Source organism: Collinsella sp. TM06-3, from assembly GCF_003436395.1.
In the GTDB taxonomy this organism is placed as follows: Bacteria; Actinomycetota; Coriobacteriia; order Coriobacteriales; family Coriobacteriaceae; genus Collinsella.
The window spans coordinates 24764-45550 of record NZ_QSPG01000017.1; the positions used below are offsets into that span (position 1 = coordinate 24764).

Genomic DNA, 20787 nt, shown 5'->3' on the forward strand with positions numbered 1-20787 from the left:
TATAAAAATGCCCGCCGGTACGTGTGATACCGGCGGGCATTTTGTGTTTTGGGCGCGGTGGGCGCTACACGCGCGTCGCATCCTTGGGACTCATGGTCATGCTCTGGAAGCGGTTCTCCATGTAGTCGTTATCGAAATACTTGCCGTAGAACTGCGCGACGGGAATATCCGGCTCCGTGCCGTTGACGCGCTGGTACCAGTAGTCGAGCGACTGCAGCGTCATGACGCCGTCGACCAGCATAATGACGGTAAAGATGACGGTAGCCGAGTAGCGACTCTTCCACGGAATCATGTTGATGAGCTTGAGCAGCCTCGGCAACAGCAGCTTGATCCAGATAAGGCCACCCAGGCCCCACAGGCAGGCAAAGCCCGTGCAGGTGCGTCCGCCCGTAAGGACGGCGAGTGGGTCGGGCATGCCGAACAGCTTCATGTGCGAGTAGCTCCACGAGACCACGCCAAATGAGGTCTGCATAAACCAGCCCACGAACACCTCAAAGCTCGCGCCGAGCACAGCGCTTACCAGGAAAATGATGATGGGGTTCTTTTTATAGAAGCGGTTGAGCACCATGGTCATGAGTACGGCGCCAAAGCCATAGATGGGGCTGAAGGGACCAAACAGCATGCCGGCGCGGTTCTGGTAGACGCCCGGGTCGTCGACTGTCATATGCCAGATGTCCTCGGCGATCAGGCCGAGCACGCAGCAGACGAAGAATACCCAGAACAGGTTGAAGTAGTTGAGCTTGATGTAGCCCTCGCCGGTTTCATCGCGGCCGAGCATGCCCTCCGCCGCGGCGTCACGGTCGAGCATCTCCTGCAGGCGGCGCTGCAGTTCGCGCTCCTGGCGCAGCGTGGGGTCGACGGTTGCCGAAAGTGCAACGAGGATGCCGAGCTGGATCGCGGGACGCAGCAGGAAGGGCCCGATGCCCTGGAGCATCACGTCGACCAAAAGCTCGACGACGGTGAATGCAATAAGGATGTAGGACAGGCGGGCGGCGTTGCGGCGCTGGTTTTTGATAAGGTCCAGGCCAAAGATGATCAGGATGACGGCACTTGCCGCAGAGAGCATGATGCCGGCGACGATGAGTCCAACCGAGACCAGCATATTGTCGCCGAGCTTTTCGGCGGCGTTGCCGTTGATGAGCGCGGTGATGACCTGCCACATAAAGGCGCCGACCGACGGGAGTGTGCCCACGCCGGATAGGATGCACAGGACGGCGTACACCTTAATGATGAGGGGAATCTTCTTGACCTCCGTGGCGCTGGGGACGCTGGGGTCGAGTTCGTTTCGATCCATACAGAACCTTTCTCGCTTTGTCCTAGGCTACAAGGATACGCCGCCGACCTGCCAAAAGACAGGACGAACGTCCCAATTGCAACTTTGTAATCCCCAACGGTGGACGCGGCGGCCATCTGGGGGCGCGGGCGCTTGCACTGGACAGACCGATAAAATGTTTGGCCACAAAACGGATTATTAGCTCGGTGGGCTTTTAAAAAGCGCTGCTCATGCGCTGGGGAGCGCGTCGTGCCGTGCGTATAATAAGGCGGGTAACGCCAAAATACGAGGCTCTGAGGGGATGCCATGTCTCAAGAAACCATCCGCGCGGCCGAGCGTGCCGCGGGACAGGTGAACACCATGTCGACGTATGATCCGGACTCCGACCAGCTGCATGAGGAATGCGGCGTTTTTGGTGTTTGGGCGCCCGATCGCGACGTGGCTCGACTGACGTACTTTGGCCTGCGTGCACTGCAGCACCGTGGCCAAGAATCGGCGGGAATCGCCGTGGGTGACGGCGGTACGGTTATGGTCCGCAAGGATCTGGGCCTGCTCGACCGCGTGTTCTCCAACGCCGACCTGTCGACGCTCTCCGGTCAGCTGGCCGTGGGTCATGTGCGCTACGGCACCGCCGGCGCCAAGAGTTGGGAAGCCTCTCAGCCACACCTCTCTACCATCAATAGCGTCATTATCGCGCTCGCGCACAACGGCACCCTCGTCAACACCGACGAGCTGCGCCGCCAGCTGATCGAGCTGGGCGTGCCGTTCCTCTCCAATTCGGATTCCGAGGTCGCGACCAAGCTCATCGGCTACTTTACCCAGCGTACGGGCCACCTGCGCGAGGGCATTCGCAAGACCATGGAGCTCGTGCGCGGCGGCTACGCCATGACGCTCATCAACGAGCAGGCGCTCTACGCCTTCCGCGATCCGCATGGCATTCGCCCACTGGTGTTGGGCAAGCTGGTGGACGAGGGGCTGGACCAGGCCGATGCCGCATCCGTTTCGCAGCTGCCGTCGCAGGACGGCGCCGCGACGGTCGACGCCACCACCCATGTTACCGGCGCCGGCGGCTGGGTCGTTGCCTCCGAGACTTGTGCGCTCGACATTGTGGGCGCCGAGTACGTCCGCGATGTCCGTCCCGGTGAGATTTTGCGCATCAGCGCCGAGGGCCTGGTGTCCGAGCAGGGCGTGCCTGCCGCCGAGGAGCCTGCTAACTGCATCTTTGAGCAGGTCTACTTCGCTCGCCCCGATTCCATCATGAACGGCAAGAGCGTCTACGCCTGCCGCTACGACATGGGTCGTCAGCTGGCACATGAGGAGCCCGTCGAGGCCGACCTGGTCATCGGCGTGCCCGACTCCGGCCTGCCGCCCGCGGAGGGCTATTCGCACGAGAGCGGTATTCCCTTTGGCGAGGGCCTTATCAAGAACCGCTACGTGGGTCGTACGTTTATCGAGCCTACGCAGGAGCTGCGTGCCATGGGCGTGCGCATGAAGCTCAACCCGCTGCGTGACAACATCGAGGGCAAGCGCCTGGTCGTCATCGACGACTCCATTGTGCGCGGCACCACCATGGTGCAGCTCGTCAAGATGCTGCGCAACGCCGGTGCCAAGGAGATTCATATTCGCATCAACTCGCCCGAGGTCATCTGGCCGTGCTTCTACGGTATCGATACCGACGTGCAGTCGCAGCTTATCAGCGCCAATAAGACGGTCGACGAGATTTGCGAGTATATCGGCGCCGATTCGCTGGCCTTCCTTTCGGTCGAGGGCCTGCTGAAGGTTATGCCCAAGGGCGGCTACTGCGATGCGTGCTTTACCGGCCGCTATCCCGTGGCGATTCCCGAGAGCTTTGGCCGCGACAAATTCATGGAGGGCTTTAAGCCCCGCAACCTGGACAAGCCGCTACACTTTGACGACGACGCCGTGGTCGAGAAATATGACGACCGCAGCTGGGAAGAGGAGCACGGCGAGGCCTAAAACCTGCCATTTAGGGACAGGTTTATTTTGGTAGGTTTTACCTGCTGTTTTGTTGATATGACGGCGCGCGCTGTTATGGCGCGCGCCGAAATGAACGCAACTATGAGCACCGTTTGGCGCCCGCGCGTCGGACGGTAATGGGAGAGGAAGGCTCAGATGAGCGACAGCAAGCATGTGACGTACGAGGACGCCGGCGTCGATACCGCCGAGGGCGGCCGCGCCGTCGACGCTATTAAGCAGATGGTCAAGGACACCAACCGTCCCGAGGTCATCGGCGGCATCGGTGGCTTTGGTGGCCTGTTCTCGGCTGCCGCGCTTAAGGATATGGAAGACCCGATCCTGATTAGCGGCACCGACGGCGTGGGCACCAAGCTCGTGCTCGCCCAGATCATGGACCGTCACGAGACGGTGGGCCAGGACCTGGTCGCTATGTGCGTCAATGACATTTTGGCTTCGGGCGCCGAGCCGCTGTTCTTCCTGGATTACGTTGCCATCGGTCACATCGAGGCCGAGCACATGGCAAAGATCATCAAGGGCGTGGCTGACGGCTGCAAGCTCGCGGGCTGCGCGCTCGTGGGCGGCGAGATGGCCGAGCACCCCGGCGTCATGGCTCCCGCCGATTACGACCTCGCCGGCTTTACCGTGGGCGTCGTCGACCGTCCCAAGATGCTTGACCCCGCGAACGTTCGCCCCGGCGATGTGATCCTGGGTCTGCCTTCCACCGGCGTGCACTCCAACGGCTACTCGCTCGTGCGCAAGGTCATCGGCGTCGACGGCATCAAGCCGGGCACGCCCGAGGCCGCCGCTAAGGCCGAGGAACTGAGCCGTCCGCTCGAGGAGCTCGACGGTGCTTCGCTGGCCGATGCTCTGCTGGCCCCTACGCGCATCTACGTCAAGCCGATTCTGGAGCTGCTGCGCGGCGGCGCCAACGTGCGCGCCATCGCCCACATCACCGGCGGCGGTATCACCGAGAACCTCAACCGCGCGCTCGCCGACGACGTCGACGCCGTGGTCACCCGTTACGGCGCCGAGATGGGCTGGGATGTTCCGCCCGTCATCACCTACGTGTCGCGTCAGGCCGAGCTCGCGCCCAACGAGGCATGCAAGACCTTCAACATGGGCGTCGGCCTGTGCCTGATCGTTGCCCCCGAGGACGAGGCTGCCGTGACCGAGGCCCTGGTCGCGCTGGGCGAGAAGCCGTTCCGCGTGGGCGAGTGCGTCGAGGGTTCCGGTAAGGTCGTGTACTCCGATGAGCGCTAGCGAGCAGATGGCTGCTGCCGAGGGCCTGGGCTTTGTGCCCTACACCCGTCCGACCGGCACCGATACGGCCGAGCCGCTCAAGATCGGCGTGCTTATCAGCGGTTCGGGCACCAACCTGCAGGCGCTGATCGACCTTATTGCCGCCGGCAAGCTCAACGCCTCGATTGAGCTTGTAGTGTCGAGCCGTCCTTCGGCCAAGGGCTTGCAGCGCGCCGAGCGTGCGGGCATCCAGACGCTCACGCTGTCCAAGGATGTCTATGCCGACCCCATCGCGGCTGACGAGATCATCGCGCATGAGCTGCTCGAGCGCGGCTGCGAGTACGTGGTGATGGCCGGCTATATGCGCATGGTGCACACGCCGCTGCTGGCGGCGTTCCCCAATCGCGTGGTCAACCTACACCCGGCGCTGCTGCCGAGCTTTACCGGTGCCCATGCGATTGACGATGCCTTTGCGCGCGGCGTCAAGGTGACCGGCGTGACCGTGCACTTTGCCAACGAGATTTACGACAACGGCCCTATCATCGCCCAGCGTGCGCTGGCTGTCGAGGAAGGCTGGGATGTCGACATGCTCGAGGAGCACATCCATGCAATCGAGCATGTGCTGTATCCCGAGGTCGTGCAGATGCTCGCCGACGGTCGCGTCCACGTGCTGGAGAGCGGCAAGGTGGCTATCGACCCGGCGCGCTAGCGCGTGTAAACAGGTCACCTAGGTTTCTTTGTGACATAGGCAATCGAAATAGCCGCTTGGGGCATATGGAACCACATGTGCCCCAAGCGGCTTTTACCGTCTCTTCGATTTCGGGCTCCTGATAACGTGACAGGTGGGACCGAAAAATGGAGGGGGGGTGGTTGGCTGCGAGCATGATATGGATATCAGCGGCGATTTCTCCATCTCGGTAAATAAAAATGGCTTCAAGTTCAGTATCGGTTCGAACTTCGAGGTAGCAACCCTGTTCAACGATTTTCTTACACTGACACCCATGTCATGAGCAAGGATAACTAGCCGGTATAGAGTCGCTTGAGCGGGTATGCGTCTGTTCAAGTGACCCATCGATTTGTTTAAGAAATAGTTAAACTACGAAACAAACGGCACGTGGGTAACTCACGACTCAGCGAGAGTAAAAGGAATAGGAGAAGAAGGTTCATGTTTTGCCCCAAATGTGGCAGCAAGATTGGTGATGATGCGCGGTTCTGTACCGAATGCGGTCTGCCCTTGGGCGGGCTCTCGGGCAAGACTGCGGCCGAGGAGGGGCCCAAGGCCGAGCCGTCGGAGCGAGAATCATCGTCCGCTGAAGTCATAATGGAACCCACAGATACCGAAACGGACTCTGCGATAGGATCCGCGAATGCCGAGTCCACAGCAGAACCGAGCCCCGAGCCGGTCTCGAAGACCGCGAATAGCGGTCACTCCCAGATGTACAACTTCTTTATGCAACGCTGTCAGGTCGGTAACCGCCTAGTGCCGCAGTTTGCTATCATGATCGCCGCATTTATCGCCGCGGCAGGCATCGCTTACGCTGCTTTCATGCTCTACAAGAACGTCATTGAGCCCAATCTCCAGCAGCAATCCGTGCAACAGGAGCAAGCGACCGAAAGGCCCAAGAAGGACGAGAGAGCGGTCGAAGAAGTTGTCTATACGTTGGAGGCAAAGTCATTGACGGTGTCTGCTCCGGTCGACCCTATGCTCGAACAGGGCGAGCGGAGGGACATGGAATGGTCCTATCCGCAACTTAAGAGCTCCACCAAAGACGACGTTGCAGACAAAATTAACAAGGCGATTCTCGAGCCCCTTCAAATTGACGCGGAGCGAACAAATCGAGCATCAGATAATGAGCAATCAGATGCTGAGTTGTACCCCGACGGCGAATTTCCCTGCATATCGAGAAACGTTACGGTAACGTACATGGATGAGAACTTTTTCTGTATCCGTGACGAGCGCTATTCGACGGGATGGGGTCCGCATGGCGGCACGGTTGTGACTGGTGTTATTTTTGATTTGCATACGGGTGATACTGTTAGTCCTCAGGACATGTTTGGCATTGATACCGAGGATCTTGCCAGTTCCATGAGTTCGGCAGTTTGGCCGTATCTTACGGAAATGGGCAGAGAACATCCGTCTGATTACAATTCGATGCTCATGCGGAGTAATTCTTCGGACTATTCAATCAAGGGCTCAACGTGCTTGTGTGTGACATCCAAGGGACTGGTGTATCACACCGAAGACTATGAGCTCGGTACTTTTGCGGACGGCAATTGCGAGATTTTGGTTGCGTCCTGGGATGATGAGTCTCAAGTGGGGTCCGAAGTAACCCCTGATGAGGTCAAGGACGGTACAACGGTGAAAGTCGATAAGGAGGACTAACATGTTCTGTCCCAACTGTGGATTTGAGCTTGATGGCGATTTGCGATACTGCACCGAGTGTGGCTATGCACTCGAAGATGCAAAGGCGGTGCTGAACTCTGCCAGCAACGAAGTGGCAGAAGAGCCTTCCGTTATCAATGAGGCTGCGGAAGAGATTTTCGCTAGTGACGAAACGGAGAAGGAGCCTTCCGCCGGTGCCGAGGCGGGGGAGGAAAAGTCGCCCGTGGAGAGCGATCCCGTAGCGGACGAAGAAGACGACCGGCCCAAGGACGACGTGTCGTCCGATGCAACGCCTTCGATTCCAGCCGTGCGCGCCGACCGGCCAAAGCCGAGCAATCCGGTCGCCAAGCCCGTCGCGGCGCCAGCCCCTGCGCCTGCGGCGAATGTATCCGCACAGAAAAAGGACCCCAAGGCGCTCTATATCGTCGGTATCATCGTTGGCCTGGCAGCCATTGCCATCTTTAGCTACCTGCTGTTCTTTAGCAAGTCCAGCGACGACGTTGCCCATTACGGCCAGGACAAGGCCATCGTGGTGGCCCAAGAATCCAAGATTACCCCGACCGACGCAAAGGGCGAGAAGATCAAGAAGTACTCGGTGACCCTGAACGGCGACAACGGCTACAGCACCAATGCTGAGATTAAGGGTGACGAGGGCTTCACGGTAAGCCAGTTTCCCGATATCAAACCGGGAAAATATACCCTCACCGTTAGGGACTCCAAGTCAAAAGTCGAGTGGAGCATTCCCGTCAAAGTCGTCGATAACTCTAAATCCACTGATGCCGTAAAAGAGGTTTCCCTCGAGGTGCCTAAGGCCAACGAGGCCGATACAAAGACAGGCGAAGGCGACAAGAAGGATGGAGGCGCCGCTGCGGACAATACCGCTGCGTATGCCGCTTACAAGCAAAAGTGCCAGGAATATCTCGCGTGCTATGGAGAGCCACGAATTGTTGAGGTGACTGATTCTGTCTATGCGATGCGGGGGCTTTGTCTTGTCGACCTCGTTGATTTTGATCAGGATGGCCAGCCTGAGCTCTTGACCGTTGTGAACGGTATGAGCGATGACGAATTAAAGAGTGCTTGGAATGGAGATATAGAGGGACTTCAGAAGTCCTACACCGTAGAGGTTTGGTCGGCAGCTGATGGTGGCGTCAAGAGGCTTTACAGTCAAAATTGGCTTGATAACAGCAACGGAGGAACGATGTTTCTTCCGCTGATTAAAGCGGATGACGGCAGCATCCTCGTAAGCCAAAGAACATATGAGATGAGCAATGCGATTACGGCATTGCTTGCTGGCAGGCAGGCTTTGGCTGGGGACAATACTTCGGTATACGGCAAGAAAGGCGATGTTTTTTCGCTTGTAAGCAACTACGAGTCCTGGGGAGTTGCGCCGAGCGAGGGCAATGGCTACGAATACTATTATGCGTCGGAGGGCAAGGGCATTTCCGAGACGGACTATAATGCCCTATATCAGCAATTTGGCTATGGGCACAATTACCGGACATACTACTTCTTTGATTTTTCAACCTCAGGTTACGGCTCTATTTCGGGGGAATCCCACGTCGATCCCAATCAAGTTGCGGAAGTCACCAAAGATACGCTCAAAAAGGTGGGAATCGAATAAAAACTGAAAGGGGCTTGGAAAACTGTTTCCAAGCCCCTTTCTTATAGTAGTTGTTCGAGTCCAACAAGCCTCGCGCTGCTTGCTTGAGCCGCTCTATTTTGACACGCTTTGGTAAATCCACTCTTGCTAAACAAGTAATACTGTTTGATCGGCCGACCCAGCAGCGCGCTGCGCCGCTCGAGTGTTTCAAGAACATCGATATTTACGGGCTCGTTTCTCCATTTGCACTCACCAACGATGAGCTCCCCATCGGCGCCCTCTAACACAACGTCAATCTCTTCTTGCCGGCGCGTGTTCGGGTTCGTGCCCCACCAAGAGCCGATTGCCTTGGGCAGCACATCCAGCTCGCTCTCAACAACCTGCCGCATCAACCACTGGCGGCATACCTCTTCAAATGCAGGACCTACAAAGGTGGACAAATCATGCTTGGCGATACGCGCGGCCACAGCGGCTCCGAGCCCCTCCTCAATTGTTCCTGCGTACTGTGGAACAAAACGATACCAAAACCTAAACAGGTTATCGCAGATCCGATAGACTACCTGGCGTTTTGTTGCCTTTATAACAGGCGTGACGCGCTCAACGATTCGCAGCTCGATCAATGCGTCGAGCAGTCGCGCGACCTGTGGCGTTGCGAGGTGGGTAACATCGGCAATCTCTTTGGAGCGTACATAGCCGTTGGCAATGGCGGTTATGACGGCATTGTAGATAGCCGGGCTGCGGACCTCTTGCAGCAGATAGTTCTGGGGTTCGGCATACAAAAACGCATCTTGACGCAACAGCGCATGCTCAAGGTTCCATTGAGTGGAACGCGTGCCATCGAGCTGTGATAGATAGAGCGGCATCCCGCCAACAACGGAATACAGCTCGATGACCCTTTCGATGGGTGCGTCGGGAAGCATGAGCGCCGCGTCGAAGATGGTGAAGGGGTCAATGCGCAGCTGCATGGTGCGGCGTCCATAAAGAGGGCTTTGGTGTCCTAGTACCTGGTGTTCCATAAAGCTCATGGACGACCCGCAGAGTACGAGGAACAGCTTGCTCGTGTCTTTATGTCGATCGATAAGCGTTTGCAGGCACGAAGAGATGCCCGGATCGCTCTCGGCGAGGTAGGGATACTCGTCAATAATCAGAACGATTCGCTCTGTCTTGGAGTGTTCGAAGACGGATTCGAGTGCAACCTGGATAGAGGGGAACGCTGCTCCTGCGGCGCTATCGCCAAGTATCTCGCGGCTGAGCAGCGCGAGATTTTCGCTTGCAACGGTTTGCTGCCCAGTAAAGAAGATCACATGGGGCTTGCCCTGTGTAAAGGCGTGAAGCAGGCTGGTTTTACCTACGCGACGCCTTCCATAGACTACAGCAAACTGAAAGGAACCCTTTTGATAGGCGGTTTCCAGGGATTCAAGCTCTTCCCGACGTCCAACAAACATGATGTGCCTCGCTCATATACGTATTACTAACATATATATTACTAACACGTATATGAGCAACTTTCCACCCGTCAATCGGATGGCAAGGAAATGACAGCGTTTCTACTTAACGAGGCGCTTGAGTTTGGCATAGTCCTGAATTTGCTTTTTGCGCTTGGCGTTGAGGAGGTTGTTGAGGTCGAGCTTCTCAACGGTGCAGCGTTTGAGTAGCGCGGAGCTATCAAAGCCGTTTGACTCAATGTCTTCATCCAGATCGTGCTTGAGCTTGGTCCATTTATTGAGCTGCGAGCGCACGTAGGCCGCGGGACGTTCTATCTCGTTGGCGATGTCGCGTACGCTGGTGCCCGTTCCAAACAACTCGCGTATCTTTGCCGTCTCCTTGCGCGTGCGCTCATTTTTGGCATCGGTCTTGCATCGATCGCTGCAGTAGTGCCGTTTGACGCCACGATGCCCGGCAAGTGAATAGGCGCGTCCGCATTGCTCGCAATAACCAATTTTGACGGTGCTCAGCTTGCGTGAAAAATCAAACCAGAGCCACGAGAGATAGCTGTCAAAGGAGAGGAACCCTGTGGACTCGTTACCCTGGAACACATCCACGTGCGCGCCCGAGAGATGCGAGATCACGAGTGCCTGCACCAAAGCGGTGAGTGCATCGCAGTCATCATTTTCAAGTTCTTCGCGGCGCTCCTGGATATCTGCTTGAGGGTCGATTACATAGAAGCTCTCCTCGCTATTGCTGACCTTGAGTCGCGCTGAAATCTCCGAGCTGGAGTCTTCGTCCATGTAGAACATCGCCTGCAAAACACTGAAGTCATTGGCGGTGAGCTCGTGTTCAAAAGAGAGCACGTTGAGTGCAACGAGGGATTCTTCCTCGTCGATCATAAACATAAAGGCGTAGAAATATCCCGCATCGGATTCGATTTTGCGCACGATGGGCAGGCTTTTGAATGAGTCGGTATAATCACCGCCCGCCCTCAGGATAGTGGTGTAGATCTTGAAGGATGACCCGTTTGCCGCGCAGGTCACCACTGATTTCTCGATTCTTTCCAATGCGGAGACCTTTGCGATTGTGCAGCTCCCGTTGAGGTATTCCTGGATGCGCATGGCAATAAGTGCTGCCATCGCGGCATTGGCCCAATCGCGTACGGATTCTATTGCGTGCTTGCCAAAAAGCGGCCCGGTCTGTTCGGCGTAATCAAGTACGTTAAAGAGGCTTGCGCGGAAGGGCTGCTCTTTAACGGCGGTGGGTTCGATGCATGATGCCAGCCTGATCAGATCGGCATGGCGCTCGCTGTGTGCGGGCCCTTCGTTGCTTTTGTTGCCGGCCAGCTCGGTGGGCATGTAGAGTTCAAAGACAAGCTGGGCCTCGCCAACGGGCCTATTGGGTTCGTTCTCTATGAGGTTGACTTTCTTGAACGGAATCGAACCTTCAACGGTGCGTGTTTGGGAGAACTCAAACATTGTTACCCCTGTCTCTAGCTGCAGATTTAATAGCGTAGCACGTTTAGGAAAATTACCCGGTCAAAATCTCTATATCGGATAAACGACAAATCGTATCTTGTGATCGTCAAGAAAAGGGGTAACGAGAAAGGACCCGATTATGCATTGCAAACAGTGTGGAGCAGAGATTAACGACGGCGCCAAGTTCTGCGGCGTGTGCGGAACGCCTACGGTCGCGGCTGCGGCCAGTGCGGTGGGGGATGCGATTTACGTCGAGGCCCAGCCGATTGAGAGCCAGTCTGTCGAGGCTCAGTTTCAAGCGGCGGAGGATGCAGAGGCCGCTGCTTGCCTGCAGGATTCGCTTCACGAGTCCATCGGGTCGCTTGGGCGAGCAGCGGTGATTTCATTGCTCTATGTGCTCTTTTTCAATTACGTGCTGGGAGGTGGCTCGCTGGGACTTAACAATATGATTCCGCTGGCGCTGCTTCTGATTGGCCCCTGGAAGGTGATTATCTCGCTGTACCGCAGCGGTGTAAGGCTTCCCTTTGTCTATGGTAGCGGCATTATCGGTATCACGATTATGCTAATCGAGCTTGTGGTTCTCGTAGGCCTTCCTGTCGTGGTTCTGATGCTTTTTTACTGGTTGGGCAGCGTGATTCACGGGGCGGTTCCTGTTATTCCCGAATCGGTTCCGATGACGATCGTGGCGCTCTGGCCTATCGCCTCGGTTGCCAACATCATCTTCAAGGCAATCAAGCTGCACATGGTTCGCGCCTAGCAAGTAGCCCGTCGCATGCCTTCCGCATGGGGCCAGGCGAATTTGAAAGGTGAAAGAAAAGGCTTACAGTCGAGCAAATTGTTCCTGGGCCTTTCCTGTTTGCAGGCTGTGGGCTACCGTTTCGATATGCTGAAGTTCTAGGGGGGATTTATGTACTGCGCAAGCTGCGGGGCAAAGATCAAAGACGGGGCGCGATTCTGTTCCGCATGCGGAAAACCGTTGGATGTGGATGATGCGCCGGCGAATGCTCAGCAGCCGCTTCCTTCAGGTACACCAAAGGTATCTGCTGATAGAAAAGCGACAAGCGATCCTGCTGCATCTCGTGCAGAGAGCGCTTCTCCGGCGCCCTCTGATCATATGTCCTTTGCGGCCTTTATGATGCAGCGTCGGCAGATCGGCCGTTTTGCTGTGCCTACGTTTGTCACCATTCTTGCAGCAATCATCTTTACCGCTGGTGTCGCTTACGCCCTGGCCAAAGCTTACGAAGCCTTTGTGCTGCCTCAAGCGCAGCAGCAGGAGCAGCCGGCTGCAGTCGAGGAGAAGTCGTCTAAAAAGAAAGTCGCGGCAACAAACAAGAAAGCACGCAGGGCTTACGAGGGCGTGGTTGCGCGTTACGAGGACTTTGCGGGCTATTGCGAGCGGAAGGGGGCTGGTGCTGCCAGCTACGACGACTGGGCCCAGGGACGCGGTGATGATTCTGGACTGGGGCAGATATTCGTTTATAACAACCAGACTGCCCCCGGCTTTTTAAGCTACTACTATGCTTTCGATGATTTGAATGGCGACGGAATTGACGAGCTGCTTGTTGGGTTTGTCGATGCGCAGAACGATATTTCGGCGATTGTGGGTGCCTACTGCTTTGTTGATGGAGAGGCCGTTTCGGTTATGCCTTCGTCAGAGATGGTAGAAGGCTCCAGCAATATGACGAATCAGTATGACGGTTTTATTGCTCAGGGTGAGAGCCAAGTCATTACTGTCTGTAAGGACGGCATCGTTAAATTTACTTGTAGTCAGGATTGTAACCAGGCAGATTTCTATATTTCGCTTACTGCAAAGGGTCCTGAGGTCGTAGACGCGGTGCAAATTCAAAATAAGGAATTCGATAGGCAGAATGGCGCCTACTTGGTGAGGACCGTTGAGGATGGTGGCAAACCGCAGGAGGCGATGGTCCAGGGGCGTGAGGAAGCGTGCAGAATTCTTGACGAGCTCGCCGGGAAGTATCCGGAGGCCGACATTGAAATGCCGTCCGCAAGCAGCGATATGTGGAAGGCATTCAAAGGGGTGGAGCCTTCGGAGGGCTCTTTGAAGGACGGCTCTGGCACTGCGGACGATCGATCTGGCGCATCTCAAGCACCATCTGAAGCGGCATCCGATAGCAGCGACGATGGGGAGGCCGCTGCGCGCGGCGATGGCGTGATCGCCGACATGGATGCGTTCATTGCAAACGCCAAGCGCGAGTTGATTGTGCCAGATGACGCCTCTATTGCGTACAAGGTCGCTGATAAGCCAAACTATTGGGAGGGGGCGGCAACGTACGTTTGGTACGTCGAGTTTTATAAAGACGGAAAGGTCGTAGCGTCTGCGGAATGCGGCTCCGAAGGGTACCCATGTCGGTCGATTATGGCCTATCACGAGAGCTGGTAACTTTAACCGAGCCGTTTTGGCATTACAGCGCGCGCAGCTCTTATGCCTTTCCCCTTGTTCCATCCGACGAGTTTAGTTGCGGCTAAAACGGACGTTACGAAGAGCTGACCGAGAGGCCGAACGCGCTCGCCCGCTCAGCGGGTATGCCCCAAAAGGGCATCTGGGGTTCGAACCCTCCCGGTTCTTCGTCAGTTGACCAAAGGTGCCAAAGGTGCGACATTATTGCCGCTCATCGGGGGTGGCTAAATGAGATGACTTGAGGGCTATAATTAGCCAAGCTAAGTTGGGGACAGATTGAGGCGCACAGGCTTTCGATGCGCCTGTCGACTCGGCAGTTCACAATTTATTAGACACGCGGAACGCGTGGTTTGGGATTAACGAAAGGAATCAGCATGTCACTGTTCCATAGCGATAACGAAAAGGAAGAAAGGCACAGCGGAATTCTCGGTGCCTTTTCTGTCGACAATATCAAATGGGAGCCTGGCAACGACGAAGATGCCTCGCTTGTCTCATTCCGCTATCCCTACGAGGATTTTCCCAACGGGTCCTATCTTCAGGTTGCGCAATCGCAGATTGCCGTTTTTACCAACAATATGGGGGCGGGCAGTTCTACTGACGCTACGGGTGCCGGCGATTCTCAGGTAAGCGTGTTTGTCGGTCCGTGCAAGATCAAGCTCGACACGGGAGACAGCCGATTCGCCCCGTTCCGCAATGCCGCCCATTCGCTTACCGGCGGTAGCTCGGCGTTTCATTCCGTTGTGTACTTTATCAATACTAACTACATGAACGAGCTGCGCTGGGGCACGACCGAGCCCATCATTGTCCAAGACCCTGAGGAAGACGTCAACGTTCATGTTCGCGCCTTCGGTTTGTTTGGCGCGCATATCGAGCAGAATGACTCGAGCCTGGTTCCCATTCAGGTGAGGAAGTTCCTCGTTAAGGTCGTGGGCACGCGAGATCGCTATACGCGAGAAGAACTTACTTCCTTTATGCGGGCAAAAATCCTTGAGTATGTTCCTGACCTGCTTGCCAAGGCGATTGTTGACCAGGAGGTTTCCGTTCTTAAAATTGCGACGCATCTGAGCGACTTCTCGTCTCAGATGCAGGGCAAGCTCGTTAACTATTTCGATGAGTTTGGTCTCACGCTCGATAACTTCTCGTTCAACAGCATCAAGCCCTTCGAAGAGGATCTTGCTGCCATCAACGAGATGAAGATCCAGCGTAAGCGGAGCATTCTCGAGGCGCAGGGTAACGCTGCCCAGATGGACATCGAGTCCGAGGCACTTGCCAGGAAGCGTGCGCGCGAAGGCTACAACTATCAGCAGGAGCGCGGCATGGACGTAATGGAGAGTGCTGCGGGCAATGAGGGGAGTGCCGCATCGGGCCTCATGGGAGCCGGCATGGGACTCGGCATGGGCGTTGGCATGGGCGGTGCATTTGGAGCTGGCTTCTCCAACTTGGCCAACCAGGCCATGGGCGCTGTTGCTCCCATGGTTGGAACGGCTTCCGCGTCCGCAGGTATGCAAAACGGTCCCGTGTGTCCCAGTTGCGGAAACGTTAATCCGATGGGTGCTAAGTTCTGCCTGGAATGCGGACAAAAGCTCGAGCAGGGTGTTGCGTGTTTGGCGTGTGGGCATCTTAACCCGGTCGGTGCCAAGTTCTGCCTGGAATGCGGGAACCGGTTGATCTCGCCAAGGTGCCCGAGCTGCGGAGCCGAGTTGCCCGAAGGGACCAAATTCTGCCCCGATTGTGGAACTAAGATCCAATAAGGAGAAACAAAGATGAACGGTTCTGTTAAACGTGTCATTTTGGGCGAGGCAATCGTCTTGGTGGCGTGGCTTGTAATCATGTTTGTCTGCAAAAACGCGCTGATGAACCCTATCGTCTTTGCTATGTCGCTTGGCTTTGGGGTTTTGGCTTTTGCGGCGGCTTCGATTTCGGCTGCCATGTCCGATAAGCAGTCCACGGTCAAAAGCACGACCGAAATCCATTATTTGCCGGTCGCATCCAGCTGTGCCTACTTTGTCGTTGCCCTTCTGGCCAACACGTACTTTGTGTTTGCGGCATATGGGTGGGGCGGCAGCATGATTCCAGTCGTCGTAAACGTTGTCCTTCTTGCTGTGCTTGTCCTTGTGCAGATGGGTCTAAGCTTCAATGGCCGCCAGGTTGACCAAAAGGTTGCTGCCGTGGCCGCAAAGACGGTCCAAACGGCGCAGTTCGGATCGTATGTGGGACAGCTCCTCGCCGTGGCGCAGGACGCTCAGGTCAAAGCCGAACTCAAAGCGCTTAAGGATGACATCTCCTTTAGTTCCAACATGTCGCAACCCCATGTTCAAGAGATCGAGCGACAGTTCTCCGCCGCGCTTGAGGCGGTCTCGAATTCCATGAGTGCCGATGAGCCGGCAGATGTTACGGTTGGCCTTGTCCATGATGCGCGCAATATCTGGAAAAAGCGCAATGCGGCGCTGACCGCTGTCAAATAAGGGCTCGCGCTGCTTTTTGCCAGGGCACTTTGATGGTTGAAGTGGGGGAAGCTATTGGAAATCAACGGTATAACTTGTGAGGGCTGCGGCAGCACCGATGTCGAGTTTGACCCCGCAACTCGAAAGGTTCATTGCAACCAGTGCGGTCGCGAGATGTACTATTCGCGGGCGCGTCTGGGGGCCACGGGCAAAATCGCGTTTGCCAAGGACAATGCCATCAAGTTTTTTAAGGGTGGTAACTTTCCGGAGGCCCGCAAATTTGCCGCGGACGTGCTCAATATGATGCAAGACAACGCGGCAGCACAGTTTATGGTTGCGTACTGCGATGAGTTTTGCGAAGGTCTTTCGGGTTCGATGACGGTTTTCTTTAAAAGGGCCGAAGATATCCCTCTCGAATATGACGAAGTGCGTGACTTGATCGACTTGTTTGAGTCGACGCTCTACAACATGCGTGACTTTGAGGTTCAGATGGTATCGCTCGTGGTCGCCAATATGCAGAGCATGGAGGATCGGTCTCGGCTTGAGAGCTTTATCGATGCTGTGTGCCCGTTCTGCATAGCGCGGTATGCTTCGGAAGACTTTATGACCGCAGAGCGGGAGAGCTTCTATCAAGATATCGCCGCCAACTGCAACATACCCAAAACGTGTCTCGCACTACTCAAGGGCATTAGAGAGAACCCCGGGTCCCCCTATAAAAATGGTTCGTTTGCGTTACGAAGAAGGACCTCGTACTTTCTCGAACACTATGTGGAGCCCGTCGGGCGCATCGTCAATTCGATGAAGGCAAGCCAATACAAACAGAAGTTTCTTGTGGCCTATCAGCAGGTGTCCGAGCAATACCGAAGCATGGCCTCTCAATAAAGCGGATGGCGGGTGCTTACTCGCTTAAAGCTATTGGATGATCTAAACAGTTCAAACTGAAAGGTGGTACAGATGAGTGATTCGGGATTAGATACTGCCCTTATCGAGCGCAGGATCGCCGCTATTGGAACAAAAGTTGACCAGATGACCACGAAGGTCGATAAGGTCGAATCCCAAATGGAGGAAGTGCGGAAGGACCTTAAAAAGCTCCGAAAGGACTTTCTCGAGATGATGCTCGAACAGCGTCGTACCGCCGCACTTGAGCAGGCGACTACGGAGCTCGTGAGCGTCCGGCAGGAGATGGACAAGAAATTCGGCAACTACTCGGTGGTTCGAAACACCATGGTCGGTATTCTCCAGGCAACCGATGCAGCGCTCGTGCGCAAGGCGACGATTTCGACGGTCTCCGAGGAGTTAATGATTTCTACCCCGGACTACTGGCTGGCGCCTGTCCTGGTTGCCCTTGCGGCATGGATCAACAACAACCGAGATCTTGCGGAGCGCGCAATACGTGAGGCTGTCAAACGTGACAACGAGCACACGTCGCTTGCGATGGCTCTGATCTGCAGACGTAATAACCGCACGGCTACGTGCTACGAATGGCTAGCGCGCTACTTCTCGACGCAAAACGCCGCCCGCATCGATGCCGATGCGATGGTCTACATCGATGCCTATATCAACGGCATCTTCGGAACCGACGAAAAGCACCTGTGCGACGACTATATGGCGGGCTGGATCGAGCAGATCAGAAATCAGAGCCCTGAGTTCGAGAATGAGCAGTCAGAGTCATGGGCGGAGTACTTTACCGGCTACGAGGAGGATATGAGCTCGAGATATCCGGCGCTCAAGGTGGTGGTCAAGGAGTTTGACTACATCAATAAGTATCTCGGAAAAGTCGAGGCAATCGAGAGCATCTCCAATGACTTCGCCGACCTCAAGGCTTCTGATGTTGACGAGAGGACGCTTGCCGAGCAGGTTGACAGGCATTTGATGGAGCTCGTTAACTCCGATGACTCCAAGGAGCGAAATTTGCGCCGCCAGGAGGAGTATCTTCTTGCGGTCAAGGCATTTGGCGGAGACGTAGAGCGCGCCCGAGAGCTCGTCAATCGTCGCCGCGATGAGAAGCGTCAGCAGACGATGAACATCATCGACCAGATGACACGCTCGATGCGCGACCAGAGTGCGTCTGTGGATGTGCATAAGAAGAAGACCGCGATTCAGTTTTTGGGTTCCTATATCAACGGTGGTTTCAACCGGTATCGCAAGAGCGATATCCCCGAATTTCCGCAGGCGATCACCCTTGACTTCGACGGATGGACAAGCAGGGCGGTTACCGGCGATGAGGGTAATGCGCTGCGCGGCGATTATGTTCGCTATGTCGGTGAAGAGAAGAAAAAGGAGCTCGCTGAGCTTGATGTCAAGGTTGCGAAGGGCAACAAGAGCCACAAGATAGCGGCCGTTGTCCTCGCTGTTTTGGGAGTAGCTTTCTTTGCGTTTGTAAACCAGGTTATTGGCATTCTGCTTCTTGCGGGGGCTGGCTATTGTCTAGTAAAGACGGGCCTCTCGAGCAAGCAGCGCGCTGCGGAGGCAGAAGAGATTGAGGCCAAATACTCCAAACGGATCCAGGAAGGCTGTTCCGAGATCGATCTGGCGCTTAATCAGTGGAAGAGCGCGAAGGAAGCGGCGGCCGAGCGCAGCGACCTGCTTAAGCTCGATAAGGTTGCCTAGCCGATAGGATTGACTCGATAACCATGAATGGAGTGAAATAGATGACTGATGAAGTGACTGATTTCGACCATAACGATGCCGCGATGCAGGACTTCGATGCATTGAGCGAGCTCGATAGTCTGTTTGAAGAGGACGAGCGACTGAAGCAAGCTGAGAACAATGTTTTGACTCAAAATCTCTCAGGCTTTGCAAACTGCTTTCCCGATTGGGATTTGCATCCGCCGGTAGCGTAGAAAAGCGCTTGAAACACAAGCTGCGATCATTTGGAAACATCGATGTTTCTGCGGGCTAGAAGCCATGGGGCTTTTGGCCCGCTGTCTTTCATATGCCGGTCGGCGGCATAGGGCATCAACCGTATTCTAGGTTCTTGGACGCCAGGCCGACTCGCTTCGGATCGGGCGCTACACCAACTTTCTCGAGACCACCAATCTGACAGGGCCTTGTCCGTACGTGGACGGGGCCCTTTTGTGTGGCCTAATAAGTTTGCTATACTGCTAGCACGTAGAAAGGAGCCGCTATGGGTACAGCAACGGTGCAGCTCAACACGCGAATCGATCCTATGCTCAAGGCTGGTGGCGACGCGGTCCTAACTCGCAATGGATTGGGGCCGAGCGATGCCATTCGTGCGCTTTGGGCCTATCTCGTCGAACACCAAACGTTGCCGGGATTTATGGTGGCGGATAAGCGCGAGGCGCCCCGTGCGGAGAGCCTGGCCGAGCAGGGGTGTGGCCTAGCTTTTTCCTCGTTGGGGCTAAGCGCTTCGGATTTCGCATCGGCGGAATCTTCGGCGGACAACTGGGGTGCCGTACGAGATGATATGTATGACGCGATGATTGCCGACATCGAGGCGAATTGCCGATGATTGAAGCAAAGCATCTCTTGGTAGATACGAACGTTTGGCTCGATTATTACCTGCAAGAAGGGGCGTTCGACGAAGCGAAAAGATTGGTTGAACTGGCCGAGGCGGGAAAGATCGACCTTCTGTATGCGCCCACGACGGCAAAGGATGTGTTCTATATTCTGCCTCGTCGTCTGGCCCGGCGGAATGCGAATGGGATTAACGTGTCGTTTGCCTCGGCGTCATGGGCCTGCATCGAGCATATGATGCAGGTAGCAACGGCCTCTCCACTTTCGTTTGCAGAGTGCGAGATGGCACGCATGCTTGGCAAGCGTATGCCGGATCTTGAAGACAACCTCATCATTGCTTCGGGCGAGACGGCAGATGTTGACTACGTGGTCACGAGCGACCGGCGCATGTTGGAGACGATGCCCGAGGTTTGCCTGACGCCCGCGCGTGCACTCGAGATGATCGGGATCCTCGACTAACCTTGTCTGTCTGGTTTCGCTATCATATGGGGCAATGTGAACCCCATGCAACTTTGGAGGACGGTATGGCGGATAACGCCGAGGCGCTTTTCTCGCCTGAGCTGGTGTTTTTTAATTGGGAGTGCGCGACGCCGGATGAGGTGTTTGCGCAGCTCGAGGACGAGCTTGCCCCGCGCGGCTACATTGCCGAGGGTTGGCTCGACGCCGTCCGCACGCGCGAGGATGCCTATCCCACGGGGCTTGCCATGCCGGCGGCAAATATCGCCATCCCGCATACCGATCCGGGGTTTGTAGCCAAGCCCTATATCGCGGTGGTGAAGCCCGCCGCGCCCGTGACATTTAACGCTATGGCTGGCATGGGCGCTCCGGTGCCGGCGCAGATCGTCATCAATCTGGGCATCGCCGAGCCGGGCGGCCAGGTCGAGGCCCTGCAGGCGCTCATGAACATCTTTATGGACGCCGATGCCGCAGCCGACGTGCTCGGCCAGACCACGCCGCAGGGCATGGTCGACGCCATCCGCCGCCGCTTTTAAGGCCGGCACTTGGGGGCTGTCCCTAACTGTCGGCAGAGACGATATGAGCAGGACATAAAACATTGAGAGCCCCTGCT

General features: G+C 56.0%; 18 protein-coding genes. 15 read left to right on the forward strand and 3 right to left on the reverse strand.

Features of this window, described 5'->3' with window-relative positions; translation table 11 throughout:
* Positions 1–64 precede the first annotated feature (64 nt).
* Positions 65–1294: a putative ABC transporter permease gene (locus DXD56_RS07395; protein ID WP_117640751.1), complete on the reverse strand. Its 1230-nt coding sequence runs from the start codon at positions 1292–1294 to the stop codon at positions 65–67.
* 285 nt (positions 1295–1579) lie between these two features.
* Here DXD56_RS07395 and purF point away from each other — a divergent pair, with 285 nt between their 5' ends.
* The 5 genes from purF (at position 1580) to DXD56_RS07420 (ending at position 8493) form a co-directional block, all read left to right on the forward strand.
* The gene (gene purF, locus DXD56_RS07400) at positions 1580–3250 is read left to right on the forward strand and encodes an amidophosphoribosyltransferase (RefSeq protein WP_117640752.1); all 1671 of its coding nucleotides are present in this window, start codon (positions 1580–1582) and stop codon (positions 3248–3250) included.
* Between the two features lie 156 nt (positions 3251–3406).
* Complete coding sequence (purM, locus tag DXD56_RS07405; RefSeq protein ID WP_117640753.1) at positions 3407–4510, forward strand: phosphoribosylformylglycinamidine cyclo-ligase; 1104 nt, start codon at positions 3407–3409, stop codon at positions 4508–4510.
* Positions 4500–5198, forward strand: coding sequence for a phosphoribosylglycinamide formyltransferase (gene purN / locus DXD56_RS07410; RefSeq protein ID WP_117640754.1), 699 nt, complete (start codon positions 4500–4502; stop codon positions 5196–5198). Before purM ends, purN begins: the two co-directional genes overlap by 11 nt.
* Before the next feature lie 456 nt (positions 5199–5654).
* Positions 5655–6872 carry a zinc-ribbon domain-containing protein gene (locus DXD56_RS07415; RefSeq protein ID WP_117640755.1) on the forward strand — a complete coding sequence of 406 codons (1218 nt, stop codon included), beginning with the start codon at positions 5655–5657 and terminating at the stop codon, positions 6870–6872.
* Position 6873: 1 nt separating this feature from the next.
* The gene (locus DXD56_RS07420; protein WP_117640756.1) at positions 6874–8493 is read left to right on the forward strand and encodes a hypothetical protein; all 1620 of its coding nucleotides are present in this window, start codon (positions 6874–6876) and stop codon (positions 8491–8493) included.
* Between the two features lie 41 nt (positions 8494–8534).
* On the opposite strand, the gene DXD56_RS07425 is transcribed toward DXD56_RS07420, so the two are convergent.
* The gene (locus tag DXD56_RS07425; RefSeq protein WP_117640757.1) at positions 8535–9917 is read right to left on the reverse strand and encodes an ATP-binding protein; all 1383 of its coding nucleotides are present in this window, start codon (positions 9915–9917) and stop codon (positions 8535–8537) included.
* A 102-nt stretch (positions 9918–10019) separates the two neighbouring features.
* Positions 10020–11378: a hypothetical protein gene (locus tag DXD56_RS07430; protein WP_117640758.1), complete on the reverse strand. Its 1359-nt coding sequence runs from the start codon at positions 11376–11378 to the stop codon at positions 10020–10022.
* A 139-nt stretch (positions 11379–11517) separates the two neighbouring features.
* Between DXD56_RS07430 and DXD56_RS07435 the strand changes: the two genes are divergently transcribed.
* From DXD56_RS07435 to DXD56_RS07480, 10 genes are all read left to right on the forward strand, one after another.
* Complete coding sequence (locus tag DXD56_RS07435; RefSeq protein ID WP_117640759.1) at positions 11518–12135, forward strand: zinc ribbon domain-containing protein; 618 nt, start codon at positions 11518–11520, stop codon at positions 12133–12135.
* Between the two features lie 150 nt (positions 12136–12285).
* Entirely contained in the window at positions 12286–13779 is a 1494-nt protein-coding gene (locus tag DXD56_RS07440; RefSeq protein WP_117640760.1) for a zinc ribbon domain-containing protein, read from the forward strand.
* A 392-nt stretch (positions 13780–14171) separates the two neighbouring features.
* A complete protein-coding gene (locus DXD56_RS07445; RefSeq protein WP_117640761.1) occupies positions 14172–15548 on the forward strand; it encodes an SPFH domain-containing protein in 1377 nt (458 codons plus the stop codon).
* A gap of 12 nt (positions 15549–15560) precedes the next feature.
* A complete protein-coding gene (locus tag DXD56_RS07450) occupies positions 15561–16262 on the forward strand; it encodes a hypothetical protein (protein WP_117640762.1) in 702 nt (233 codons plus the stop codon).
* Positions 16263–16316: 54 nt separating this feature from the next.
* A complete protein-coding gene (locus DXD56_RS07455; RefSeq protein ID WP_147325197.1) occupies positions 16317–17123 on the forward strand; it encodes a hypothetical protein in 807 nt (268 codons plus the stop codon).
* 72 nt (positions 17124–17195) lie between these two features.
* Positions 17196–18851: a hypothetical protein gene (locus DXD56_RS07460; protein ID WP_117640764.1), complete on the forward strand. Its 1656-nt coding sequence runs from the start codon at positions 17196–17198 to the stop codon at positions 18849–18851.
* A gap of 41 nt (positions 18852–18892) precedes the next feature.
* The gene (locus DXD56_RS07465) at positions 18893–19084 is read left to right on the forward strand and encodes a hypothetical protein (protein ID WP_089572626.1); all 192 of its coding nucleotides are present in this window, start codon (positions 18893–18895) and stop codon (positions 19082–19084) included.
* Positions 19085–19368: 284 nt separating this feature from the next.
* On the forward strand, positions 19369–19713 hold the full coding sequence (locus DXD56_RS07470) for a type II toxin-antitoxin system RelB/DinJ family antitoxin (RefSeq protein WP_117640765.1): 345 nt from the start codon (positions 19369–19371) through the stop codon (positions 19711–19713).
* The gene (locus DXD56_RS07475; protein WP_199411566.1) at positions 19710–20177 is read left to right on the forward strand and encodes a PIN domain-containing protein; all 468 of its coding nucleotides are present in this window, start codon (positions 19710–19712) and stop codon (positions 20175–20177) included. Before DXD56_RS07470 ends, DXD56_RS07475 begins: the two co-directional genes overlap by 4 nt.
* Positions 20178–20242: 65 nt before the next feature.
* The gene (locus DXD56_RS07480; protein WP_117640767.1) at positions 20243–20710 is read left to right on the forward strand and encodes a PTS sugar transporter subunit IIA; all 468 of its coding nucleotides are present in this window, start codon (positions 20243–20245) and stop codon (positions 20708–20710) included.
* Positions 20711–20787: the final 77 nt, after the last annotated feature.